This is a genomic window from Pedobacter sp. TM02 (assembly GCF_059705275.1).
Map to the genome: position 1 here is coordinate 658,845 of NZ_AP046530.1, position 22,218 is coordinate 681,062.

The 22,218-nt window shown below is 45.3% G+C and carries 16 protein-coding genes; 5 read left to right on the forward strand and 11 right to left on the reverse strand.

Translation table 11 applies throughout. The features are described 5' to 3' along the window. Position 1: 1 nt before the first annotated feature. The 11 genes from AC6H1S_RS02940 to AC6H1S_RS02990 form a co-directional block, all read right to left on the reverse strand. Entirely contained in the window at positions 2-1,744 is a 1,743-nt protein-coding gene (locus AC6H1S_RS02940; protein ID WP_199136869.1) for a discoidin domain-containing protein, read from the reverse strand. Position 1,745: 1 nt separating this feature from the next. Continuing rightward, a complete protein-coding gene (locus AC6H1S_RS02945; protein ID WP_199136871.1) occupies positions 1,746-3,110 on the reverse strand; it encodes a glucoamylase family protein in 1,365 nt (454 codons plus the stop codon). Between the two features lie 8 nt (positions 3,111-3,118). Beyond that, a complete protein-coding gene (locus AC6H1S_RS02950) occupies positions 3,119-4,783 on the reverse strand; it encodes a glucoamylase family protein (RefSeq protein ID WP_497565056.1) in 1,665 nt (554 codons plus the stop codon). Between the two features lie 66 nt (positions 4,784-4,849). Next, the gene (locus AC6H1S_RS02955) at positions 4,850-5,674 is read right to left on the reverse strand and encodes a LamG domain-containing protein (protein ID WP_199136874.1); all 825 of its coding nucleotides are present in this window, start codon (positions 5,672-5,674) and stop codon (positions 4,850-4,852) included. A 20-nt stretch (positions 5,675-5,694) separates the two neighbouring features. Next, positions 5,695-7,176, reverse strand: coding sequence for a RagB/SusD family nutrient uptake outer membrane protein (locus tag AC6H1S_RS02960; protein WP_497565057.1), 1,482 nt, complete (start codon positions 7,174-7,176; stop codon positions 5,695-5,697). An 11-nt stretch (positions 7,177-7,187) separates the two neighbouring features. Beyond that, entirely contained in the window at positions 7,188-10,163 is a 2,976-nt protein-coding gene (locus tag AC6H1S_RS02965; RefSeq protein ID WP_497565058.1) for a SusC/RagA family TonB-linked outer membrane protein, read from the reverse strand. A gap of 300 nt (positions 10,164-10,463) precedes the next feature. Next, positions 10,464-13,370 carry a ligand-binding sensor domain-containing protein gene (locus AC6H1S_RS02970; RefSeq protein ID WP_199136880.1) on the reverse strand — a complete coding sequence of 969 codons (2,907 nt, stop codon included), beginning with the start codon at positions 13,368-13,370 and terminating at the stop codon, positions 10,464-10,466. 77 nt (positions 13,371-13,447) lie between these two features. Continuing rightward, complete coding sequence (locus tag AC6H1S_RS02975) at positions 13,448-13,819, reverse strand: DMT family protein (RefSeq protein ID WP_199136882.1); 372 nt, start codon at positions 13,817-13,819, stop codon at positions 13,448-13,450. Between the two features lie 31 nt (positions 13,820-13,850). After that, the gene (locus AC6H1S_RS02980) at positions 13,851-14,174 is read right to left on the reverse strand and encodes an ORF6N domain-containing protein (protein WP_497565059.1); all 324 of its coding nucleotides are present in this window, start codon (positions 14,172-14,174) and stop codon (positions 13,851-13,853) included. A 75-nt stretch (positions 14,175-14,249) separates the two neighbouring features. Continuing rightward, entirely contained in the window at positions 14,250-15,182 is a 933-nt protein-coding gene (gene trhO, locus AC6H1S_RS02985) for an oxygen-dependent tRNA uridine(34) hydroxylase TrhO (protein WP_497566016.1), read from the reverse strand. 134 nt (positions 15,183-15,316) lie between these two features. Then, entirely contained in the window at positions 15,317-17,770 is a 2,454-nt protein-coding gene (locus tag AC6H1S_RS02990; protein WP_497565060.1) for a DUF5686 and carboxypeptidase regulatory-like domain-containing protein, read from the reverse strand. A 135-nt stretch (positions 17,771-17,905) separates the two neighbouring features. On the opposite strand from AC6H1S_RS02990, the gene kbl reads away from it, so the two are divergent. From kbl to AC6H1S_RS03015, 5 genes are all read left to right on the forward strand, one after another. Continuing rightward, entirely contained in the window at positions 17,906-19,096 is a 1,191-nt protein-coding gene (gene kbl, locus AC6H1S_RS02995; protein ID WP_497565061.1) for a glycine C-acetyltransferase, read from the forward strand. A 16-nt stretch (positions 19,097-19,112) separates the two neighbouring features. Beyond that, entirely contained in the window at positions 19,113-20,045 is a 933-nt protein-coding gene (locus AC6H1S_RS03000) for an alpha/beta hydrolase (RefSeq protein WP_497565062.1), read from the forward strand. A gap of 119 nt (positions 20,046-20,164) precedes the next feature. Then, entirely contained in the window at positions 20,165-21,205 is a 1,041-nt protein-coding gene (gene pheS / locus AC6H1S_RS03005; protein ID WP_199136891.1) for a phenylalanine--tRNA ligase subunit alpha, read from the forward strand. A 1-nt stretch (position 21,206) separates the two neighbouring features. Next, positions 21,207-21,620, forward strand: coding sequence for a Rieske (2Fe-2S) protein (locus AC6H1S_RS03010; protein WP_497565063.1), 414 nt, complete (start codon positions 21,207-21,209; stop codon positions 21,618-21,620). Continuing rightward, the gene (locus AC6H1S_RS03015) at positions 21,620-22,195 is read left to right on the forward strand and encodes a TetR/AcrR family transcriptional regulator (protein ID WP_199136895.1); all 576 of its coding nucleotides are present in this window, start codon (positions 21,620-21,622) and stop codon (positions 22,193-22,195) included. The genes AC6H1S_RS03010 and AC6H1S_RS03015 overlap by 1 nt, the downstream gene beginning before the upstream one ends. Positions 22,196-22,218 lie beyond the last annotated feature (23 nt).

Below are 22,218 nucleotides of genomic sequence, written 5' to 3' on the forward strand. Positions count from 1 at the left end.
GTTATTCAACTTTTTTAATGGGTGTTTTGGCTGAAACACCGTTTTCGTTTATGGCTTCTATCGTGAAATAGTAGGTTTTCTGGCTGTCCATAGCCTTGAACCAGTATTCGTTAAAATCGTGGATCATGATGCAGTTGTACAGCTTGTCGGGCGCGGTGCCGTAGTAAAGGTTGTAAGCAAATGCATTATCTACCGGTTGCCATTTGATGTAGGCGCTGCGTTTGTCTTTTTCGGTACGCAAAACAATCAGGTTTTTAACCGCTTCGGGTTTTTCGCCATTGCCGTTGCCAAATACCCTCAATCCGCTAATGGCAAATTTGCCGGTTGGCATATGGATGTTCACCATTTTGATGAAACGGGCTTGTACGGGTTTGCTGAGTTCGATGTAATCATGGGGTACATCGGTTTTGTTCTGGCTCTTGTCGGACAAAGTGCTCCATTTTTTGCCATCGAGCGAATACAGCAATTTGTACTGGTGGTAAATATTGGTCTGCTTGCCCATAAACTCGGCGTCTTGATCGGCATAATTGATTTGGATGGCATTAACGGTTGAAACGTTGCCCAAATCTGTCTGGATCCATTCGCCGTTGTTGGCCGTTTTGGCGCTCCAATAGGTTTTGATGTTTTCGTCAACGGCGTTGTTGGCATTAAAGCCTGCCAAGGTAGACGAAACGGTTACTGGTTTTTTATAGTTGACGAGCATCCAACCCGGACCAGCGGGGCCATCAGGTTTTCTGGCGGCGGGCAGGTAAAGCGGATAATCGCCAAAGGCGGTATTGCACCACATCACATCGTCTTTGTCAAAACCACTTGGCCAAATACCAATGCGCCTTTCCCAAGTATTTTTTACGCAGATGATTGAAGTAGAAACATGCCAATAGTTTTGCTGGTTATCCTGAAAAGTGGCGCCATGGCCAGCACCTCTCGAAAAGCCGCCTGGCTTAAAGCTCAGGGGGTCGGATTGCGGCGTGGTTTGGGCGCCATCAAAAAGTGGTTTGTTGCCTACTACCACGCCGTCGGCATAACCGCTAAACTCGGTTCCAGGCGCGCCGTATTGGAAATAGTATTTGCCGTTGTGTTTGGTCATCCAGGCACCCTCAATAAAAGGGTCGAGAAAAGTATTGTCCATGTGCTCGCCAAAGCGCTGCCAGCCAAAGCGCCAATCTTGCAACAAGTACATGGGCGTACGTGTGCCTATGGGTTTGAAGGTTTTGCGGTCGAGCTCTACACCATATACCGGAAAGGTATTGCTGCTGCCGTTGTACATGTAAAAACGGCCATCGTCGTCGGTGAAAAAGGCCGGGTCCCAGCCCCCAATTTCTAACGAATCGACTAGTGGAAACCATTTGTTGTTTTTGGGGTCGGTGCTTCCCCAAAGGGTAAAGTTTTTGGTATAGGTACTGCCAAAAACCACCATGGTATCGCCAACCACGCCCACGCCTGGCGCGCAAAGCTCATCAAGGGTCTTGTTCCAGGGGCGTAAAAATTTTCTTTCGTTAAACTTCCAGTTGAGCATATCGCTGCTGTGCCAATAACCCCATTGGTTAGTGCTGAACAGGTAGTAGTCGCCTTTGTAGTTTACAATAACAGGATCGGCGGTGGCGCGATGCTTGCCCCATTCTACAAAGCTCGGAAAAGGCGTATAGCCATAATCGAGGTTAATAGGGTTACAGTAGGTCTGTTGCTGTGCAAAGCCCGTCGATACACTGAAAAGAACAAACAATAGGCCTAAGACTTTCTTCATTCTATTTTTTGATTGCAGGGCTTTCAAAGCCTAGTTTGATTAATCCTTTTTGTACATCTTCGTTTTGCATGAACAATTTCCAAAGCAGACCCGAACGGTGGTTTTCGATCATCACCACCATTGGCCCCTGGTCTATGCCCAAATATCTTTTCGGATACCAGTTGTCGGTTTCTGAAAAGGCATCGTAAAAGCCGTATTTGCCCCAAACCTTGTCACCCAGGTTTTCGTACAGATGCCTGATGACCTTCATCGATTCTTTTGGGGTGTAAGGCAGGGATGAAATGGCTGCCGTAGGGGAGATGACGCCAAAATCCTCTTGGATGCTGTGTGCGGCATAACCTTTAACCGAATAGCTGGCGGTTAAGCCCCAGTTGTTGGGCCCATAGCCTTTAAAGCCTTTTGGATTGGCCACGCAATAATCGTGGATGGCCAAAGTTTGGTTTACGTTATTCTCCCAATAGTTAGCGTAACGGTCTTTTAAGCCTTTCGGATTTAAGCCCAAGTAAGAATAATGTGCCCAAAACAAAGGCCCAACAGTATTTTTTGGGGTTTGGTAGGATAAGGTAAAAGGATGTCCGTATACTTCGAAGCTGGTTTTCAGTTCACCGTTTCTAGCCCAGCCTTCGTGGTAAACCGCTGCCGGTACACCGTGTGTTGGCGATGAAGCCGCCAATACGTACATGATCAAACATTCATTATAGCCTTTAACAGGAAAATTCATCTGCCATTTGTACTCGGGCGACCAGTGCCAATACAATACGTTTTGGCCATTGCGGTACCAATCGAAATCAATGCCTTTCCAAAGCTCATCAGCTTTTTCCGAAACTTCTTTTTCGGCGGGCGTTCCGTTTTTGTAATATTCTTTGATGCAGATCAGGGCCTGTGCTACAAACGAACTTTCTACCAAGTCGCCGCCATTGTCTTTCCTGCCAAAGGGACGTACCTTGCCAGTTTCCCCATGAAACCAGTGTGGCCAGGCGCCATGAAAACGATCCGACTTGCCCAAAAAATCTAGGATTTGGTTCAATCTTTTCAAACCTTCCTCACGGGTTACGTATTTTCTGTCGATGCCGCTTAAAATGGCCATCAGGCCAAAGCCTGTCGCTCCGGTGGCTACGGTGCTTTTATCGTTTTCGGGGTAGATGTTGTCGGCATGGTAGCGTTCCCTGGCCGCGCCAGAGGTAGGTTCGGCGCCATCCCAAAAATATTCGAAGGTCTGTTTTTGAACAACGTCTAATAATTTGTCGTCGGAGAGGTTTTTTTTGATCTTAGGCGCCTTTGTAATTTGTTCAAAAGTCTGTGCGCCTGCATGATTGATGCCTAAGGTCGCAAATGCAATAGGTATGATTAAGTATTTCAGTTTCATGGATGTGTTTATAGATTAGGACCTGTAAAGCCCAGGTTCCTCATTCCGGTTTTAACTTCGGGAGCGCTCATAAAAAGGTTCCATATCAGCTTGGTCCTGTAATTTTCGATCATCACGATGATTGGGCCCTGATCAATAGCCAACGTAGAGTTAGCGAACCATTGTTGATGTAGCGAAAAGGAATCATAAAAGCCGTAATCGCCCCATAGCTTGTTGCCCAATTTGTAGTAGAAATACTTTAATGCCTGCATGGATTCTGTTGGCGTGTAAGGGAACGACGCCAATGCGGCGGTAGGCGCAATCACTCCAACGTCGTTGCTTGGCGAACTCGCGGTATAGCCGTTCGGAATGTCGCTGGCGGTAAGTCCCCAGCAGTTTTCGCTATAGCCGTAATAGGCCAACGGATTGGCTTTACAATAATTGTAGTTGATGAGGGTATGTGCCTTGGTCTGTATTTCGTAATTGGCATAAGCATCGCTCAGGCCCATCGGATTGATGCCCAAAAAGGAGTAATGCTCAAAGAAAAGCGGACCGCCATTGGCCGAACCTAAAGGCAACTGCACGCCGTAATAGGTGTTGCCGTTTTTCATGGCTCCGTTTTGAGCCCAGCCTTGGTCGTAAACTGATTTGGGAATGCTGAAGGTAGGAGAGGAAGCGGCCATGACATAAGTGATGAGCGATTCGTTCCAGCCTTTTATCGGCAGGTTCATGTCCCAGTTATAATTTGGACTCCAATGCCAGTAGAGTACGTTGCCGTTGTCTTTTCTGTACCAGTTCCATTCAACGCCGTTGTAAATGCTATTGATGTCGGCCCTTAGTGCGGTTTCGGCCGCGTCTGCACCATTAAAGTACTGACGGGCGGTAATGAGGCCGGCCATTAGGAATGATGTTTCTACCAAGTCTCCACCGTTGTCTTTGGTGCTGAACGGGATAACCTTACCCGTATTGCCGTCGAGCCAGTGCGGGTAAGCTCCATGAAAGCGGTCGGCAGTTTTAAGAAAGGCCACGATTTTTTGCATCCTGGCCAAGCCCTCGGCGCGGCTCACAAAGTTTCTGCTTACGCCCGTTACCAAGGCCATGATGCCGAAACCCGAGCCTCCGGATGTTACTGTGTTCCCAGCGGTGTTTCTCTCGCGTGCCAGTCCGCTGGTAGGATGCCCAAAATCCCAAAAATACTTGAAGGTTTGCTTTTGAACCAGGGTAAGGAGCTCGTCGTCTGTAATTCTTGGAAATTTATCGGTATTGTCAACGGCAGTAACCAGTGTTACGCTGATGCCGCTTTGCAGTTTGTTGCCGGTTTTTGACAGCAATCCAGTGTTAACGGTTAGGGTATATTTTGTAATGGGTTGAAGCGCAGCGGGCGTAATCACAACCGTATTATCGTTGTTTTCTAAAGAAGATACAAAACTGGCACCATTGCCGGCACCGTCTGTAAGTGTAACATTGCCAGCAACAGAGCTTCCGTTGATTGGGCTTGAGAAAGTAATTTTAACTATAGGGGCATTGTTTAAGCCATAGTAGGTAAAGCCATTGAAGGTGTCATTTACCTTTAAATCGGAAAAGGAATAGGTAGCGGGAGCAACAGGCGGATCAACTGGGGCCGGGGTGCTTCCCTTTTTGCAGGAGACAAAGAGAACAGAAAGGATCAGAAAGTAAAAATAAAGCTTATTCATGGATATGGATTTAAAAAGGGGATTGCTGAGACAATCCCCTTTAATAATTGTCTAAAATGAGGAGTATTATTTACCTCTTCCTTCTAGTTTGGCCAAAGAGCCGATTTCGGCATCAGAAAGTGCTTTGTTATAAAGCCTGATTTCATCAACATTGCCAGTTAGGAAGCTGGCCCAATCTTGTTTGCCGGTGGCACTGGTTTGACTAGGCGTAGTTTGGAATTGAACCGTGCCAAATACTACTTTGCCACTGTTGGTCCAAGCCAAAGGTCCAGTAAGACCATTTACGGTGCCAGCACTTACTCTTGATCCATTTACATATACCTTAACCATGTTAGTGGTTGCGTCGTAAGAAATAGCTAATCCAACCCATTTGCCGAATAAATTAAGCACATTATCAGCCGCATATGTCCTGTCGCCGCCCTGATTAATATGGATCCTCAATTTTCCATTGTCGTTAGTACTACCATTTTCGATGAACACTTCCAGGTTGCCCCAGAATTGGGTAGTGTTTGACAAACTGAATAGACCGATGATGCCATTTGATGGAGGAGGAGTGTTGATCCATTCTGTCAAGGTAAAACTTTGTAAGCCGGTAACTTTTGCAGAAGGTGTTGTTAATACATAACTATTGGCCGCACCTTGTAGCGATTGTTTTTTTACGCCCCCAGCAAATGATGTTCCTGTATTGGCACCTGCAGTATTGGAAACACTGTCGACCAAACTTCCATCAAAAGCCCAATAGGCAGCTAAATTGCTCGGTGCAATTTGACTGGCACTGGTATAGCCTCCAATATTCAAAGGCGGAGCATAGCTGGCCGGATCAAAGTCTTTTTGGCAAGAAGATAACCCTAGGGTTGCTGCTGCCATCAATAAAAAATATCTTGTTTTCATTCTTATTTAAATTTAAGCGATTAATAACCTGGGTTTTGGGTTAAAGTACCCGCACTTTTGTCGATTTCAACCGAAGGAATTGGCCAAACTTCGTTTTTGCCGGCTGTCCAACCTTTAGGACCAAATACAGCGGTACCACGGCCCTGGCGGATCACATCGAAATAACGGTCTGATTCCATGGCCAGCTCTACTTGCCTTTCTTTCCAGATGGCTTGGCGCAAAGCATCTTTGTCGCTGGTGGTTACATCAGGCAATACGCCAGCTACACCGCCCCTGGCACGTGCTCTTACCCTATTTAGCGATGATTTGGCCAAGGTAGGGTTATTCAGCTCGTTAGCTGCTTCGGCATTCATGAGCAATACATCGGCGAAACGCAATACCCTTACGTTTTGTTGGCTGCCTTCGGTATAGCCGGTTACGATTAAGCTAAATGGAACATATGATTTTTGATTGTACATGGGATTATCGCCGGTTGCAGGAATTGCATCGCCTTGCGGCGTAGTTTCGCCCCTGAAAATGATGGTGGCATCCCTTCTCACGTCGCCTGCCTCGTAGGCGGCGGCCAAAGTAGCTGTTGGTACGTTAAAGCCCCAGCCTGCAACTGTGCCCCTTACGCCTTGTACTTGGCTATATTGAGAGTTGGAAGCGTCTTTATTGTTCAAAATAAGGTCGCATTGGATTTCGAAAACCGATTCTACACTGTTTTCGTTGGCCAAACGGAAGCCCGCTTCATAACTAGGGAAAAGATCATAGCCCATTGTCATTACGGTGTTGGTAAAAGAAAGTACCTGATCCCATTTGCCTAAATACATGGCAACTTTTGCATGCAATGCCAAGGCTGCGCCTTTGGTCGCTCTACCGCGATCTGCTGCTGGATAAGTTTGTGGCAATACGGCTGCCGCATCATCCAGGTCTTTTTCAATGGCGGCCCAAACCTGAGCCTTTGGCGTTCTTGGGATGTTAAATTCAGAAGGATCTTTTGGTACGTTCAAACGCAATGGTACATCGCCAAAGGCACGAACCAGTCTGAAATAAGAATAAGCCCTGATGAATTTGGCCTCTGCCAAGTATCTCGCCTTTAAATTGGCGTCCATGTTGATGCCCGGTACATTGTCCAATACCTGGTTGCAAAGATTGATATTTTGGTACTGGCCTTCCCAGAAACCCTGCAACTGCCCTTCGGTTGAAGTTACCGTGTAATTGTCGAATGCATTCAAATAGCTAGCATCGTTAGGAGAACTGCCTTTTTCGGCATCATCGCCACCAATACTCTCTACCGCCAACGCCGGAAAAGCCGTATTGGCCCAGTTTCTGATGTTGCCATAGATGGAGTTGACAGCTTTGGTAGCGTCATCTTGCGTTTTCCAGAAAGTAACCGCAGGCTGCTTGGCCTGAGGCGGTACATCCAAGAAACTTTTTTGACAGGCAGTTATCAAAAGGCTTGAGCCCAAGGCAAGCAAACCGATTTTTTGTATGTATGATTTTTTATAATTTGTTTTCATTGCTGTTGATATTAGAAAGTAACTTGAAGACCTAACCTGTAAGCGGCCGATAAAGGATATACACTTGCATCGATGCCTCTAGAAGTAGGGGAGCCTACGTAGCCAATTTCTGGTGTAAAGCCTTTATAGCCAAAGATGTTGATAGCGTTTTGGGCATCTAGGAAGAACCTTACTTTTTTGGTCATCCATTTGCTGGTTAGGGTAGACGGCAAGGTATAACCCAATTGAACGGTTCTTAAGCGGATATAAGAGCCATCTTCAACATAAAACGAGTTTGGTGCCGAATTAGCCGTAGAACCCACATTGGCCGAAGGATAGGTAGTTGAAGTACCCGGACCATGCCATCTGTTGTCGTAAAAGTCTTTGCTGAAATTCTCGTTACCAAAACGATAAGCGATATTGGCATTGTAAACATCTACGCCGGCTACACCTTGGATGTCAAGCGCCAAATCGAAGTTTTTGTATTCGAAAGTGGTGTTTAAACCAAAGCTGTATTTAGGGTTTGGATTGCCCAATACAACGCGGTCTTTACCATCGATGATGCCATTTCCATCTTGGTCAACGTATCTAAAATCGCCTGGCTTGGCACTTTTCTGAGCCGATGCGGCAACTTCTGCGGCGGTTTGGAAAATACCATCAACCTTGTAGCCGAAAAACTGGCCGATAGCGCCACCTTGTACGGTTCTGGTCGCTAAAGCACCATTCGCAATGCCTTGTCCGCCACTATAGATAGGGTTCGAACCCGTGATTACAGAAAGTACTTTGTTGTTGTTGATGCCAATATTGCCGCTAACCGAGTACTTGAAGCCGCTTTCTGTTTTATCGGTCCAAGTAGCCAAGAATTCAAAGCCACGGTTACGGAAATCGGCTTGGTTGCCCAGCATCTCGCTGCCAACTGTACCCACAGAGCTTAAGATTGGGATGTTGAAGATAGCTTGTTCTGTTTTTTTGTTGTAATAGCCGGCTTCAACGCTTAAACGATTGTTTAAGAAAGAGGCTTCAAAACCAATATCGGTTCCAGCAGTGCGCTCCCAATTCAAGAACGAAGGAACCAAAGAGTTGACGTTGGCACCCGTATAAACCACGCCGCCTAGAACCACTACATAGCCAGCTCGTTGGTCAACGGTTAGGGTTGTTGGGTTAACCGGTACGCCAGCATTACCTACTTTACCCCAAGATGCTTTAATCTTTAAGTTGTTAAATACATTTTGGTTTTTCATGAACTCTTCGTTGGTTACAACCCAGCCTGCACCTACAGAAGGGAAGTAGCCCCAAAGATCGCCACCATTAAAGAACTGCGAAGCCGCATCGGCACGTAAGGTAGCATTTAACAGGTAACGGTCTTTAAATGCATAGTTAACTCTGCCAAAATATGAAACGTAGGTGGTTAGATTACCTCCATCAATTACCGAGCGATCAGCGGCGCTGCCTAACGACAGGTATAAATCGCCATCGCTAGAATAAGGAACATTAAGCGCAGTAGAATTGATGAAATAGTTCTTCCTTCTTTGCGCGGTTTGACCAGCAAGCACGGTCAAGTTGTGGTCGCCGAAGGTATTTTTATAGGTCAGTGTATTTTCAATGATCCAGTTTCTGTCTTCGCTGCGGTTAACGGCAAGTTTACTCACATTGTTTTGCTGGCCTTGCGTGGCTTTGTAAACAGGCGTGTAGCCTCTCATCTCGTTTTGGCCAAAATCGCCACCAAGACTGGTTTTGAACGTAAAGTTTTTAGCAAAGGTCAACTCGGCAAATACATTTCCGTTGAGGCGGTAGTTTTTAGATTTCTGGTTAAAGAAATCCAAGGTAACCTGAGGGTTGAAGTTATTGCCTCCACCCAAACTGAAATCGTTGGCATCGCCATAAGTTCCATCAGCATAATATACCGGAACAACAGGCCCCGCAGCGTAGAGCTGACGGAAAATACCTCCATTGATATCATTGGTGTTGATCGATGTTCCAGATACGTTATAGCCTATTTTTAAGAATTTCGCAACTTGGAAATCATTAGCCAAACGTGCGGTATAACGTTTGTAGCCTTGGGTTTTAACAATACCGTCTTCATTGGTATAGCCTAAAGAGAAGTTATAGCTCGATTTTTCTGAACCACCGTTTACCGAAATTTGGTGATTGGTTTGAAAAGCATTCCTAAAAGCCTGATTATACCAGTTGGTTCCGGTGCCGAAGCTGGCTGGGTTGGCAAAAAGTGGCGTAGCCCCATTTGATGCAGACAGTTCGTTGATAATGGTAGCATATTCTGTGGCGTTGGCCATTTCAACCTGGTTGGTTACGGCCCTATAGCCCACAGAACCATTGTAGGAAATGGTCGGGCTGCCGTTTTTGCCTTTGTTGGTAGTTACTAAAACTACGCCGTTGGCTGCACGGATACCGTAGATGGATTGTGAAGATGCATCTTTTAAGATACTCATGCTTTCAATATCGGCAGGGTTGAGGAAACTGATATCGTCAAACCAAACGCCATCAACTACATAAAGCACGCCCAAGTTACCATAAATGGTTCCGGTACCACGGATAGAAATTTGTGGCGAAGCACCTGGCGTACCAGAGTTGGTGATGTTTACACCCGCAACTTTACCCTGAAGCGAACTTACCGCGTTTGGAGAAGCCTGCTTTGAGATGTCGGTGCCTTTTACTGTGCCAACCGATCCGGTCACATCTATTTTTCTTTGTGTGCCGTAACCTACCACCACTACCTGTTGCAAATCGTTGGTAGCCGTAGTCAAGGTAACGTTAATTCTAGTTCTATTGCTAATGGCTACTTCTTGGGTATTAAAACCTATATAGGAAAATACCAAAGTAGCATTGCTCGGCGCACTAATAAAATAGGCTCCGTTAGCATCTGTTTGAACCCCGTTTGTTGTGCCTTTTACTACAACGCTCGCCGCCGGTATAGGTAACCCTTGGTCATCTCTAACTTCGCCCTTAACTGTAACGTTTTGGGCATAAGCTACGTCTAATAAAAAAAGCAAACAGAGAAAAGTTAAAACAGAAAATTTTGTAAAGATTTTTTTCATACTGTTATACATGTTTGTGTTAATTGATTGTTCTAATTTTCTGTTTTTGTTTGGTTAGTGCAAACGATTGTGCCTATACATTAATACATCAAGGGGGTGTGATGTACTTTCTCAATAGGCTTAACAAAATTGATTTTTGGTTCAAAAACGGCGTTTTTGAAATGATAACAGGAAAATTACAGCTACTACAAATGAAAAATCTGGAGCTTTGATTTGCGCGCTCAAAATTGTTTGATGAGAGGTAATGATGTAGTGCTAGAGCTCCATTAAAAACTCAACAAGGTTCTTGTCGTGGGGAACATCAAGTTTTTTACGCAAACGATAGCGTCGTATTTCTACGCCCCTGAGCGAGATGTTGAGGAGCGAAGCCATCTCTTTACTGCTCATGTTCATGTGCAGGTAGGCACATAGTTTGAGGTCGTTCGGAACGAGGTCTGGATGGTTGGCTTTTAGCTTTTTGAAGAAGCTTTCGTGGGCCTCGTTAAAGCTACTTTCGAAGAGGTTCCAATCGCGCTCGTCGTTCATGCCATCGTCTATTACCTTTTGGATTTTACGCAACTGGTCTTCAGACAGTTTTTTGCCGTTTTCGTCTTTCAGTTTGGTAATTTCCTGACTCAGTTTTTGCAACAGTTCGTTCTTGTAAACTAAACTCATGGCCGAGTTGGCCAATTCCCTGTTTTTGCCGGCCAGTTCGGCTTGCAGTTTTTCGGTACGCAGCTTAATGATCTGCTTCTCGGTAGCCTCGGCTTCTTTCTTTAAGAACTCTTCTTTTTCGACCTGAAGTTTTTGGGTAATCAGCTGCTGGTCTTTCTTGAGCTTGGCTTCGTAAATGCGTTTGCCGGCAATTAGCGCCACGATGCCTACCAGCAAATAAAATGCGATGGCCCAATTGCTGCCATACCAAGGTGGCAAGATGGTAAATTCGACTTCGGTAACCTGGCTAATAAGCTCGTCGTTTATTTTGGCACGTACCTTAAATTTGTAAGTGCCCCTGCCCAGGTTCGTAAAGTCTTTTTGGGTTGCAGGGTTCCAATCAGACCATTGCTTAGAGTAGCCTTCCAAATAATACTGAAACTTGATTTTTGATTGGCGATAATAAGGAATGGCAAAAGAAATGCGAATGTTGTTTCGGCTGAAGGGGATTTCTATGGCTTGGTTGTTATCGCCATTCTCTGCCAGCGTAACATACTTGTCGGTAATGTCTTCAATCTTTCTAATGAGCACCGAAGGCAGTGGAGGCTGACGCTTGGTTTCGATATCGGTGGTGTTGTAAATGACAAAGCCATCATCAACGCTAATCAGGTATATTTTATCGCCAATTTGGCTAATGTTTTCGTAGTACTGTACCATACGGCCGTCCAATACACTAAATCTTGTCGAATCAACGGTGATTTTTCCGGGTTCGGCCAAATCAACCAAACTCATCCGGCCATGACTGATGAACCAGTATTTTTTGAGTCCGGCATCGATAATCTTGTTTGATGCGGCGAAGCTCCCCAAATTTTTGTTTAATGCATCGTACTTGCTAAAATGGTTGCTGATGTCGTCGTATACAAAAAATCCCGAATCGCTCGAAAAAAGGATTTTGTTTTCGATGTTGAAGATGTTGATGTTATAATTGCTGGGCAGCCCATTTCTCTCATCGTAATATTTGATGTTGGTTGCTGTTTTCAGGTCGGGGCTCAGCGTAAGCTTGTAAAGCCCCTTGTAGGCATGTCCTACCCAAATATCGCCTTTGGCATCTTCTTTTACATAGCGTGAAGGTTCGTTAAATCCACTTACCTTATGGCTAAATTTCCATTTGCCGCTCGCGTCCTTTTCGAAAATGACCAATCCGGTATAAGTGCCTTGGATCAAAAAATTAGGTTTGGAAAGCATCCTTTTGATGGTCCAGCCCCCATTAATGCTCGATATTTTTTGAATTTGATTGCCATTTACCTCAAAAGTGCCATCGTTGTGCCCGCAGAGGATTTGATCGCCGATTACCCTGAGGTCCCAAACCTGGCCTTGGGTATTGGGCACCAGCTTGAAATCAAAAGAATTGAACAGGTTGCTGCTTTCGGGCAACCAAGGACTTGAAAATAAACCTTGATTGGTGCCGAGATAAATCCTGTTGCCCCAAATCAGGCTCGAATAAACCGTACCAAATTGGCCAGCCTTATCGAAATAAAAGTAAAGTGGCGAGTTAAGTTCGATGCGGTCGATGCCATTGTCAAGCCCTGCCCAAAGGTTTTGCTCGTTGTCGGCATAAAGGCACAGGATGGTATTGTTCTGCAAACCACTCGATTTGTTGATGCGCTGCACGATGTTGCCGTCTTCGTCGATAATGATCAAGCCGTTTAAAATGGTGCCGTAAGCGTAGTACTTGCCAAGCACCTTGGCGCCATTGTTCAGCTGAAAGGTTTGGAGAAAGGAATTGGCCGCATTGGCGAATGGCTTAAAGGTCTGGCCATCATAAATAAAAAGTCCGTTTTTGCTGGTGCCGATAATGAAGCTGCCGTTCTTGTAAGGCAGTATGGAAAGTATTCCGGTATAACCCAGTATTTCGCTGCCCGCCAAGGGACTTAGCGTTTTCCCCTGAAGCTCGTAAAGTCCCTTGCCCAATACCTCTACAAAGAAACGTTTGTTGGCCTGGTACAAGAACAGCATGGCACCTGACGATTTGACCACACTTACTTTATTGTTTTCGTAAATGTATATGGTAGAAAAAGACTGAAAGATTACTCTTTTGTCGTCAATATAAATTTTCCAGATCTCGTCTGTTAGCTGATTTGACTTTGGAATGAGCTTGGTTAGCGAAGTGTAGGCCAGCTTTCTGTTTTGGTAAGACCAATAGCCGAATTCGCCGAAGCTGCCGGTATAAATACGTCCGTCATTGCTGGTAGCTACCGAACGCACAATTTGCCGGTTGGGCATTTTGTACTGTTGCCAATATTTGCCATCGTAAACCAACAAGCCTTCGGCATTGCCAAAATAAACCAGCCCCGCTTTGTCTTTGGCAATAGACCAGTTCTGGTTGCCAGATAGGTAAGCAGATTTGGGGTAGTTCTGTACATAAGGCACCCCGATACTTTGAATGCCATTGGCCCTGAGCAATGTAGGGGTAAGGCAACACAGCATCAGGGAAAGAAGGAATTTGCAGGTATTGGATTTGTTCAGCATAAAAAAAGGCAACCTGAAATAGCTAACGAACAGCCATTTTCGGCAAAATAAATACAAGTATAAAAATAATGCCTTATTTATTTCTTGATAAAGGCAAAGAATACCGCAAGGATTATAAGTGCAAAAGCCACAATGTGGTTCCAGGCAATTTTCTCGGTCTTGAAAAACAAAATTGAGAAAATAAGAAACACGGTAATGGAAATGGCTTCTTGGGTTACTTTGAGCTGCATGAGGTTAAACGGCCCGCCGTTTTCCTTAAAGCCATATTTATTGGCTGGAACCTGAAAAATATACTCGAACAAGGCAATGCCCCAGCTGATCAGGATGATGGTGATCAGTCCCAGGCTTTTGCTCCATTCCATTTCCTTGAACTTTAAATGCCCGTACCAGGCCAAAGTCATGAAGGTGTTGGAAACGAATAAGAAGAAAACGGTAAGTAAAGCTCGCATGCAATAGTTGAATTAGGTTTAAGAAGTGATTTTATAGCCGATTTTTCGCGTTGTTTTTGGTTGGTTTCTTGGTCGCTTTTATCAAGGCGTATTGCCTAATGGGTACGAAGGCATAAGGCCGCGACGGGCTAAATTTAGCGGTTGGAGACAGGTTGTCACAATTTGTGAGAACCGCCGGCCATTCTGTTTGGGTTAACTGAAACAGAAATTCTTCGGGAAAACGACCAATGTTCCTGTTTACGGCCTGCTTCAAGGCCCTTGTTTCGGTTTCGTACAAAGCCGACAGATCAAAATCCAAGATTACCTTTTGGTTTCGGATCTGATAAATCTTGTTTTTTATCGTTTGCAGTTCCATAGGTAGATGGTTTTGTTGCTATAAATATAATCATCTATTGGCGTCTAACCATCTATCTTGTTGGTTAATGGTTAACTAGGCTTTCGCTACGGGCTGGGGCACTTTTACATAATAACCGGTCCCGTTGTAAGGGCGCTTGCGTGGGTGGGTAGCACAGGCGGCCGAGCAGCAGCCCTGCAGTTCTTCGCCACATTCGTCGCATTGCGTAAAATGCTCATTGCACTCCGGATTGGCGCAATTGATCATTTTTGAAGTGGTTTTGCCACAGTTGAAGCATTTTGAAACTACGGTAGGATTTACCGAATTGACGTCAACGGCAATGCGGTTGTCGAAAACATAGCATTTGCCTTCAAAATCCTTTCCGCCGGCTTCTTTGCCATATTTGATAATGCCGCCGTGCAACTGGTAAACATCATTAAAGCCATGGTGCAGGAGCAGGGCAGATGCTTTTTCGCACTTGATGCCGCCTGTACAATAGGTCATTATCTTTTTGTCTTTGTATTGCGCCAAGGCATTGATCTGGTCTGGAAAATCGCGGAAATTGTCGATGTCTAATGTAATGGCATTCTTGAATTTGCCCAAGTTGTGTTCGTAGTTGGAACGCACATCCAGCACAATCACATCTTCTTCTTCCATCATCTTGCTGAACTCCAAAGGCTCGAGATGTTTTCCGGTTTGTTTATTCGGATCGATAATGCTCGTATCCCTCAGGCCAGAATGCACGATTTCGGCCTTGTAGCGGCAGTGCATCTTGATGAAAGAAGGTTCGGCCACATCGTCTATCTTGAATTCGGTTTTGGCAAAGCGCTCATCGGCATGTATATGCGCCATATAGGTAGCGCAAGCTTCAACAGTTCCAGAAACGGTTCCGTTCAATCCTTCGTCGGCTACAATGATACGGCCTACAAGGCCCAAAGATTTGCAAAAAGCAAGGTGGTCGGCTGCAAATTGTTCAGCCTCAGCTATTGGAGAATAGCAGTAGTAAAGTAAAGTCTGATAATTCATAATTCATTGATACCGTTGCAAACGGCGTTTAATGCGTTGCAAAGATAGCAAAAAAGGCGGAAGGTAAAAAAGTAAAAGGCAAAGGTTTAGTCCTTAATTATTCTTTAGCCCGCTGCCTTTTGCCTTGTTGTGACGCTTTAGAAGCCGTACGAAATCCTGAAGCCTTCTTCTACTTTTTTGTTGCCATCGTAGGCATAGCCATAACTTACCCCAAAACCAAGGCGCTGCAGGCCGAAATAATATTCGGTGTAGTTTCTTTTTTGCGGTTGGGTTAAATAATTGATGCCTACCAGTTCTTCAAGCTTCAATTTGCGCAACAAAGGGATTTTATTGGTCATGAAACCTGCAAAATTGTGTTCGAAATGCGCTTCGAAGTATTGTTTGTCGGTGCTGTAGATGTAAAAATCAAGGTACCTGAACTTGCGCAGGTTAGGAGGGAAAATGGTCGAATTGTTGCCCCTGAAATGTTTGCTGTCTGGATAAAAAACAGCTGTGTTGTTCAGAAACTTGCCGGCACCCAAAACAAACGACGAAAAACCCAATAAGCCAGCGCTGATGCGTTCTTGGTAAACTTCCAGGCTAACCAGGTCGTAGTCTACATCGCTGCCCAAAACGTTCTTGATGCCCTTTCTGTAGCCCAACTGAAAGCGTGGGTATTTCGAATCCTCGTAAAATTTGCCATCAGGTCGGGTAATGTATTTTTGGCCGATAGTGTAACTCAATGTGGCACTTACATTAAACGAGTTGTAGGTAGGGAAAAGCGGGGTTTCCGAATCCGGTGTAAACGGATTGTTCGAAGTAAACTCCCGGTTCTTGACGTCCCTGATTTTAAAACTGTTGGTGTTTTCCAACGTGTGGTTTCTGGTGTATTCTACGGCAACCGAAGCCTGCAGTCCGTCGGCCAGCTCCCTGGTGGTCGCCACGTTGGCAAACTCCTTTTTGTAGAATTTAGAAAGGTTTCGTTCAAAAAGCAGGGTATTGATCGAGTTGGTTAATAAGCTCATGGAGCCATAGCGGTTCAGGTCGGCAATCTCGCTGCCAAAAGAGGCGCTCACGCTGGCTCTTTTCAAAGGATCGTAATAGTAGTTTCCACTGAGGTTAGCTGTAAATATACGATTCGAAAAACCGTATCGCACCTCTGGCCTGATGCTGTAAAACTTGCGGTCTTCGAGCTGCTTCCTGTAGGTAATGCCATATTTTAGCGCAACGCCTTCAACCGTGTTGTAAAGCACAGAACGCATCAGCGGATCGAAATAGAAATAACGCTTGTTGTACCTGTCGTTTATGCTGTAGCCGGTAAGCGCGAGCTTGACAAGGCCGAATTTGTTGTTTTCGCGTTCCAAAGAATCCAGGTATGGCTTCGATTCCTTGCGCAGGGCGATGCTGTCTTTCCGCTTGTAATCGTACCTTTCTTCGTCGGTTAGTGGAATAGGCCTATTGTTGGCCCAATACAGCGAGTCTTTTTTGTTGACGGCCCTGGTTACTTTCAGGATTTCGGCCGTAAAATAGTTTTTAGGAAAATTGGGATGGATGTTAAAGTTGCTGTAAACCCCTACAAAATAGCCTTCGAACTTGAATTTGAACACGCTGCCGTTAAACTGGAACTTAATGCTCGATGGCATGTAAACATTTTCTACTTTGATAAACTGTTGGCTGATGTTCAGGGTATCGATCAGGTTGATGCCCGCATCTTGGGTGAGGTATAAATTGGTGCCCATCAATCTCCAGCTGTCGTCGGCAATGTAAATAATGCCCCTAAATACCGGGTCGTTGGTGCGACGCGGCATTACCTCTATTTTGTTGATGGTTACTCCGTTCTCTTCGGAAGTTCCCAACAATTTGTATTTGTAATAAAAAAGCGCATTGTCGGCAATAGGCGAAACAAAACTCCTCGAACTCAGTCCCGAGCCTTCCAGCAAAAGGTTTTCGTAGAAGTTGATGATCAGGTCTGAGGCTTTGTTGAAACTGAAGGAATTGCTTCGTCCGGATACTTTAGATGATACCATTTCTTCTTTAACCTTGCCCGGACGCTTAAAGCTGAACTTTGATTGCGATTCGGATAAATAGAGAATGCCCTTGCGGTTGGTATCGAGGTCTAAGGTTTTCTGAATGTCGCGACCCAGGAATTTTTTCGGTGCGCCCACCAGTTTCTGCAGACCTTTGATGTATACATCGCTGCTGTACTCGTCTACCTCGTTCAGGTGTTTTTTCCGGTTGGCAATGGCCTGCCTGATGATGGCATAGGCGGGGTCTTCGGCATTAGCCCTGATCACTACATTGTTCAAAGTATAGCTTTCTTCGGCCAATGTTGTGTTTAGCGTCAGGTTATCGCTTACCGCAATCGTTTTTTCCGTTGCCTTGTAGCCAATGGCCTTGTAAACCAAGGTGTAGTTTCCCTTGTCGAGCGCAAGTTTGTAAAGGCCATCTACGTTCGCCGATACGCCATGCGTAGTGTTTTTGATGTATACCGAAGCAAAGGGGATAATCTCGCCCTTGTTGTCGGTTATTTTTCCGCTCACTTGATATTGTTGCGCAAATAAAGAATTCAGGGCTGTGATCACAAAAAACAGGGAGAGGAAAATTTTCTTCATATAAGTGTATTAAATTATAAATATCGATTAAGTTCTGGAACTTAACACATTTAAACTGTTAAAGTTTGTTAACGTGTCTTATATTTGTAGAGCAATCTGCCAGCAAAATGGTTGCATCTTAAATGAAAAATAAATATGTATAAAACTTTACAGCCCGTTCTGCAGCAAGAACTAGAAGAAATAGAAAACGCCGGACTATACAAACGCGAGCGTATCATTACAACGCCTCAGGGTGCTGCCATTAAGGTAAGCACCGGAGCAGAAGTGCTTAACTTCTGTGCCAACAACTATCTCGGATTGTCTTCGCATCCTAAAGTGATCGAAGCGGCCAAAAAAGCGATAGACGAGCATGGCTACGGAATGTCTTCTGTACGTTTTATCTGCGGTACGCAAGATATCCACAAAGAGCTAGAGGCCAAGATTTCCCAGTTTTTGGGTACCGAAGATACCATTTTATATGCGGCTGCTTTCGATGCCAACGGTGGGGTTTTCGAACCTTTGTTCGGCCCGGAAGATGCCATTATCTCAGACGAACTGAACCATGCCTCGATTATTGACGGGGTAAGGCTTTGCAAGGCGCAGCGTTTTCGCTACAAAAATATCGATATGGCCGACTTAGAGCAGCAGTTGATTTCGGCCAAAGACTGTCGTCACCGCATTATCGTTACCGATGGTGCCTTTTCTATGGACGGTTCGGTAGCTCCTTTGGATAAAATCTGCGATTTGGCCGATAAATACGAAGCTTTGGTCATGATAGACGAATCGCATTGCTCAGGCTTTATTGGCAAAACCGGTCGTGGTACACACGAGCACTTTAATGTCATGGACAGGATCGATATCATTACCGGTACCTTGGGCAAAGCCCTTGGCGGTGCTTCAGGTGGTTTTACCTCGGGCAAGAAAGAAATTATCGACATGTTGCGCCAACGTTCGCGCCCTTACCTGTTCTCTAATACCCTGGCGCCTTCTATTGCCGGTGCCTCGATTACGGTATTGGATATGTTGAGCGAAACGACCGAGCTGCGTGATAAATTAGAAAACAACACCAAATATTTCCGCGAAAAAATGACCGAAGCTGGTTTCGATATCAAGCCTGGTTTCCACCCGATTGTTCCGGTAATGCTGTACGATGCCAAAATTGCGCAGCAGTTTGCCAGCAAAATGCTCGAGGAAGGCATTTACGTAATCGGATTTTTCTATCCGGTAGTGCCACAAGGCAAAGCCAGGATCAGGGTGCAGCTTTCTGCCGGCCACGAACAGCATCATTTAGACAAGGCCATTGCCGCCTTTACCAAAGTGGGCAAAGAATTAGGCGTAATTAAATAGGCTTTGCTTTAGCTCAATGAAAAGAAGTTTAATGATGATAGGCATGGGGCTGATTGGCCTCATGCTTTTTTCCCAATGCGAGAAGAGCGATCCGCCTTCTTTTCAGGTAGCTGCCCAAGCTGAAACGATGCTCAATGTAAGCTATGGCAGTGATGCCTGGCAAACGCTGGATGTTTACCTGCCGGCCAACCGCACCACCAATACCGGTATTATTATTTTGTTGCATGGTGGCAGTTTTATCGGTGGAGATAAGAACGAATTTACTGCCCAAGCCAAATACCTGGCCAGCAGCGGCTTTGCCGTGCTCAATGTCAATTATCGTTTGGTAGATGGCAACGGCTTGTTCAGTCAGCCCTTACCCGTACACCGCGAAAGTGCCATTAAAATAAAAGACCAAGTGGCCGATGTAGGGGCCGTAGTCGATTATGCATTGGCGCATGCCAAAGAATGGGTGGTTAGTGGCAACAGGCTCGCCTTGGTTGGACACAGTGCGGGAGCCACGCTAGGGCTGCTCTATGGCTACGATGCGAAAAATAACGGCAAGGTAAAAGCCATCGCCAATTTGGCCGGTGCATTAGATATTTTGTTTACCAATTTTCCCAACTGGGAGCAATTGCCCCCTTATGTGCTGGAAGCAGGCTATCGCTACACGGGTTACGAGGTGAATGTGGCCAACGAAGCCTATTACAAAGCCATCAGCCCACTTTATACCGCCAATGCCAATCGAAAAATTCCTACACTGAATGTTTTTCCAGAAAACAATGACATTGAAGGTTTGCCCAAACAGGATTTTAACACCTACAGCGCATTTGGTGCCCAGCTCAATTTGCTAAAGGTGCCCAACGAATTGCTGTTTGTTGCCGGAGCCGACCATACCTTTAACCAAGCCGGAAAATGGGTGCTGGTGCTAGACAAAACCTGCAGCTTCCTCCATAAAAACATAGACTAGCATTTTTTGAGGCCGCGTTTTGGTGCCGCTTAGTTCATTTTCTTGTAATAAATGCATTCAAGATGATTTTTGAACCGGGCAACACCAAATATTTCTATTAAATGCCGTATATTTGGCAGATGTTACAAGACCAAATTACACAGTACACCGCAGAGGTCAATGCATTTGATACCCATAATGCCGACGAACTCGAGCAGTTCCGCATTAAATTCTTGGGAACCAAAGGTATAATCAAAGATATCTTCGACCAGTTCAAAGCCGTTTCTCCAGAAGAAAAGCGGGTTTTGGGCAAAGTACTGAACGAATTTAAGCAATTAACAGAAGCCAAATACCAAGCGCTAAACGAAACCGTCGAAAGTGAGCAAGGCTTGGCCGGTCATGTGCAACTAGACTTAACGCTGCCTGGCGAAGGCTTCGAAGTGGGTGCCCGTCATCCCTTGGCCTTGGTTAGGAGAGAAATCATCGAAATTTTCAATAAACTGGGCTTTAGCGTTGCCGAAGGACCGGAAATTGAAGACGATTGGCATAACTTTTCGGCCTTGAACTTTCCTGAAGAACACCCGGCAAGAGATATGCAGGATACCTTCTTCATAAAAAAGGGCGGCGAAAAAGGCGATATCGCTTTGCGTACCCATACCTCATCGGTACAGGTAAGGATGATGGAAGCCGGACAGCCTCCTTTCAGGGCGTTGATGCCGGGTCGTGTATACCGCAACGAGGCCATTTCGGCAAGGGCACACTGTTTCTTCCATCAGGTAGAAGGCTTGTATGTAGACGAGAAAGTATCATTTGCCGATTTGAAACAAACCCTTTTCTACTTTGTACAAGAGCTTTATGGCGAGGGTACCAAAGTACGTTTCAGGCCATCTTATTTCCCTTTTACCGAGCCATCGGCCGAGATGGATATTTCTTGTACCATTTGCAAGGGCGAAGGTTGCCAAATGTGCAAATACAGTGGCTGGGTTGAGATTTTAGGCTGCGGTATGGTTGATCCGAATGTTTTGGAGAACTGTGGCATCGACAGCAAAAAATACAGCGGTTTTGCCTTCGGAATGGGCATTGAACGTATTGCCAACCTGAAATTCGAAATCAAGGACCTGCGCCTGTTCTCCGAGAATGACGTGCGTTTCCTTAAACAATATAAAAGCGCATTGATCTAAGATGAAAAGACTGATCGGGATATTGTTTGTGGTGCTGATGGCTTCGTCTTGTGCCAAAGAAAATAACTTCATACCCGATTATCCCGTAAATTTTAGCGCACCGTTAACCGATCCGAGGCTCAGCAGGTTGAGCAGTCCCGGTGGGGCAGTAACCCTAAATGGCTACGGCGTTGCGGGGATTGTTATTTATCGCCGGCCAGATAATGCCTACGTGGCCTACGACCGTTGCAGTACGGTAAATCCAGAAAAGAAAAATGCAGTGGTTTTAGACGATCCTGTGATTACGGTAACCGATCCTGTTTCTGGTGCAAAGTACTCTTTGTACGACGGAAGCCCGGTAAAGGCGCCAGCCAAAACATCTTTAAAACGATATAATGTTGCCATTGCAGGCAATAATTTACAGGTGACTAATTAATGGAACCAGAAAAAATAAAAGAAAGCATTGTCAAAGCAGCCAAAGAGCTGTTTAGGAAATATGGTTACCATAAAACCAGCGTAAACGAGATCGCCAAAAAAGCACGTATCGCCAAGGCTACCATCTATAAGTATTTTGATAGCAAAGAACAGGTTTTAGATGCCATTTTGATGGATTACCTGGATGTAAACCTGCACGAAATTTTAAGCAACAAGGTACAGTTTGCCAGCGAAGAAGAGCACCTGAAAGCCTTGGTCATGAAAACCTGCCGCCTGTCTTTTACGGTTTGCAACGAGTTTATCGGCTGGGATTTTGTGCGCGAAAACGCCAATTCGCAAGAGTTTTTGAAGCACCTGTCAGATCAATTGGAGGCTTTGTTGCTATCGGCCTACCTCGAGCTTGATAGTTTCAAGAAAAACCCGGCGCGTAGGGGAGGTTTGGCCTTTTTGCTCAAAGCGAGCAAAAGCATTGTTTTCTCGTTTGCCTTTACCTCGGTTAGCGATGCCGATGTGCGCAAAAACTTTGTCACCTTTCAAAAAGAAATCCTGCCTTATCTGGTTAAGGCGGCGTTGTAATTCGTAATAGGTTTCTTAAAATT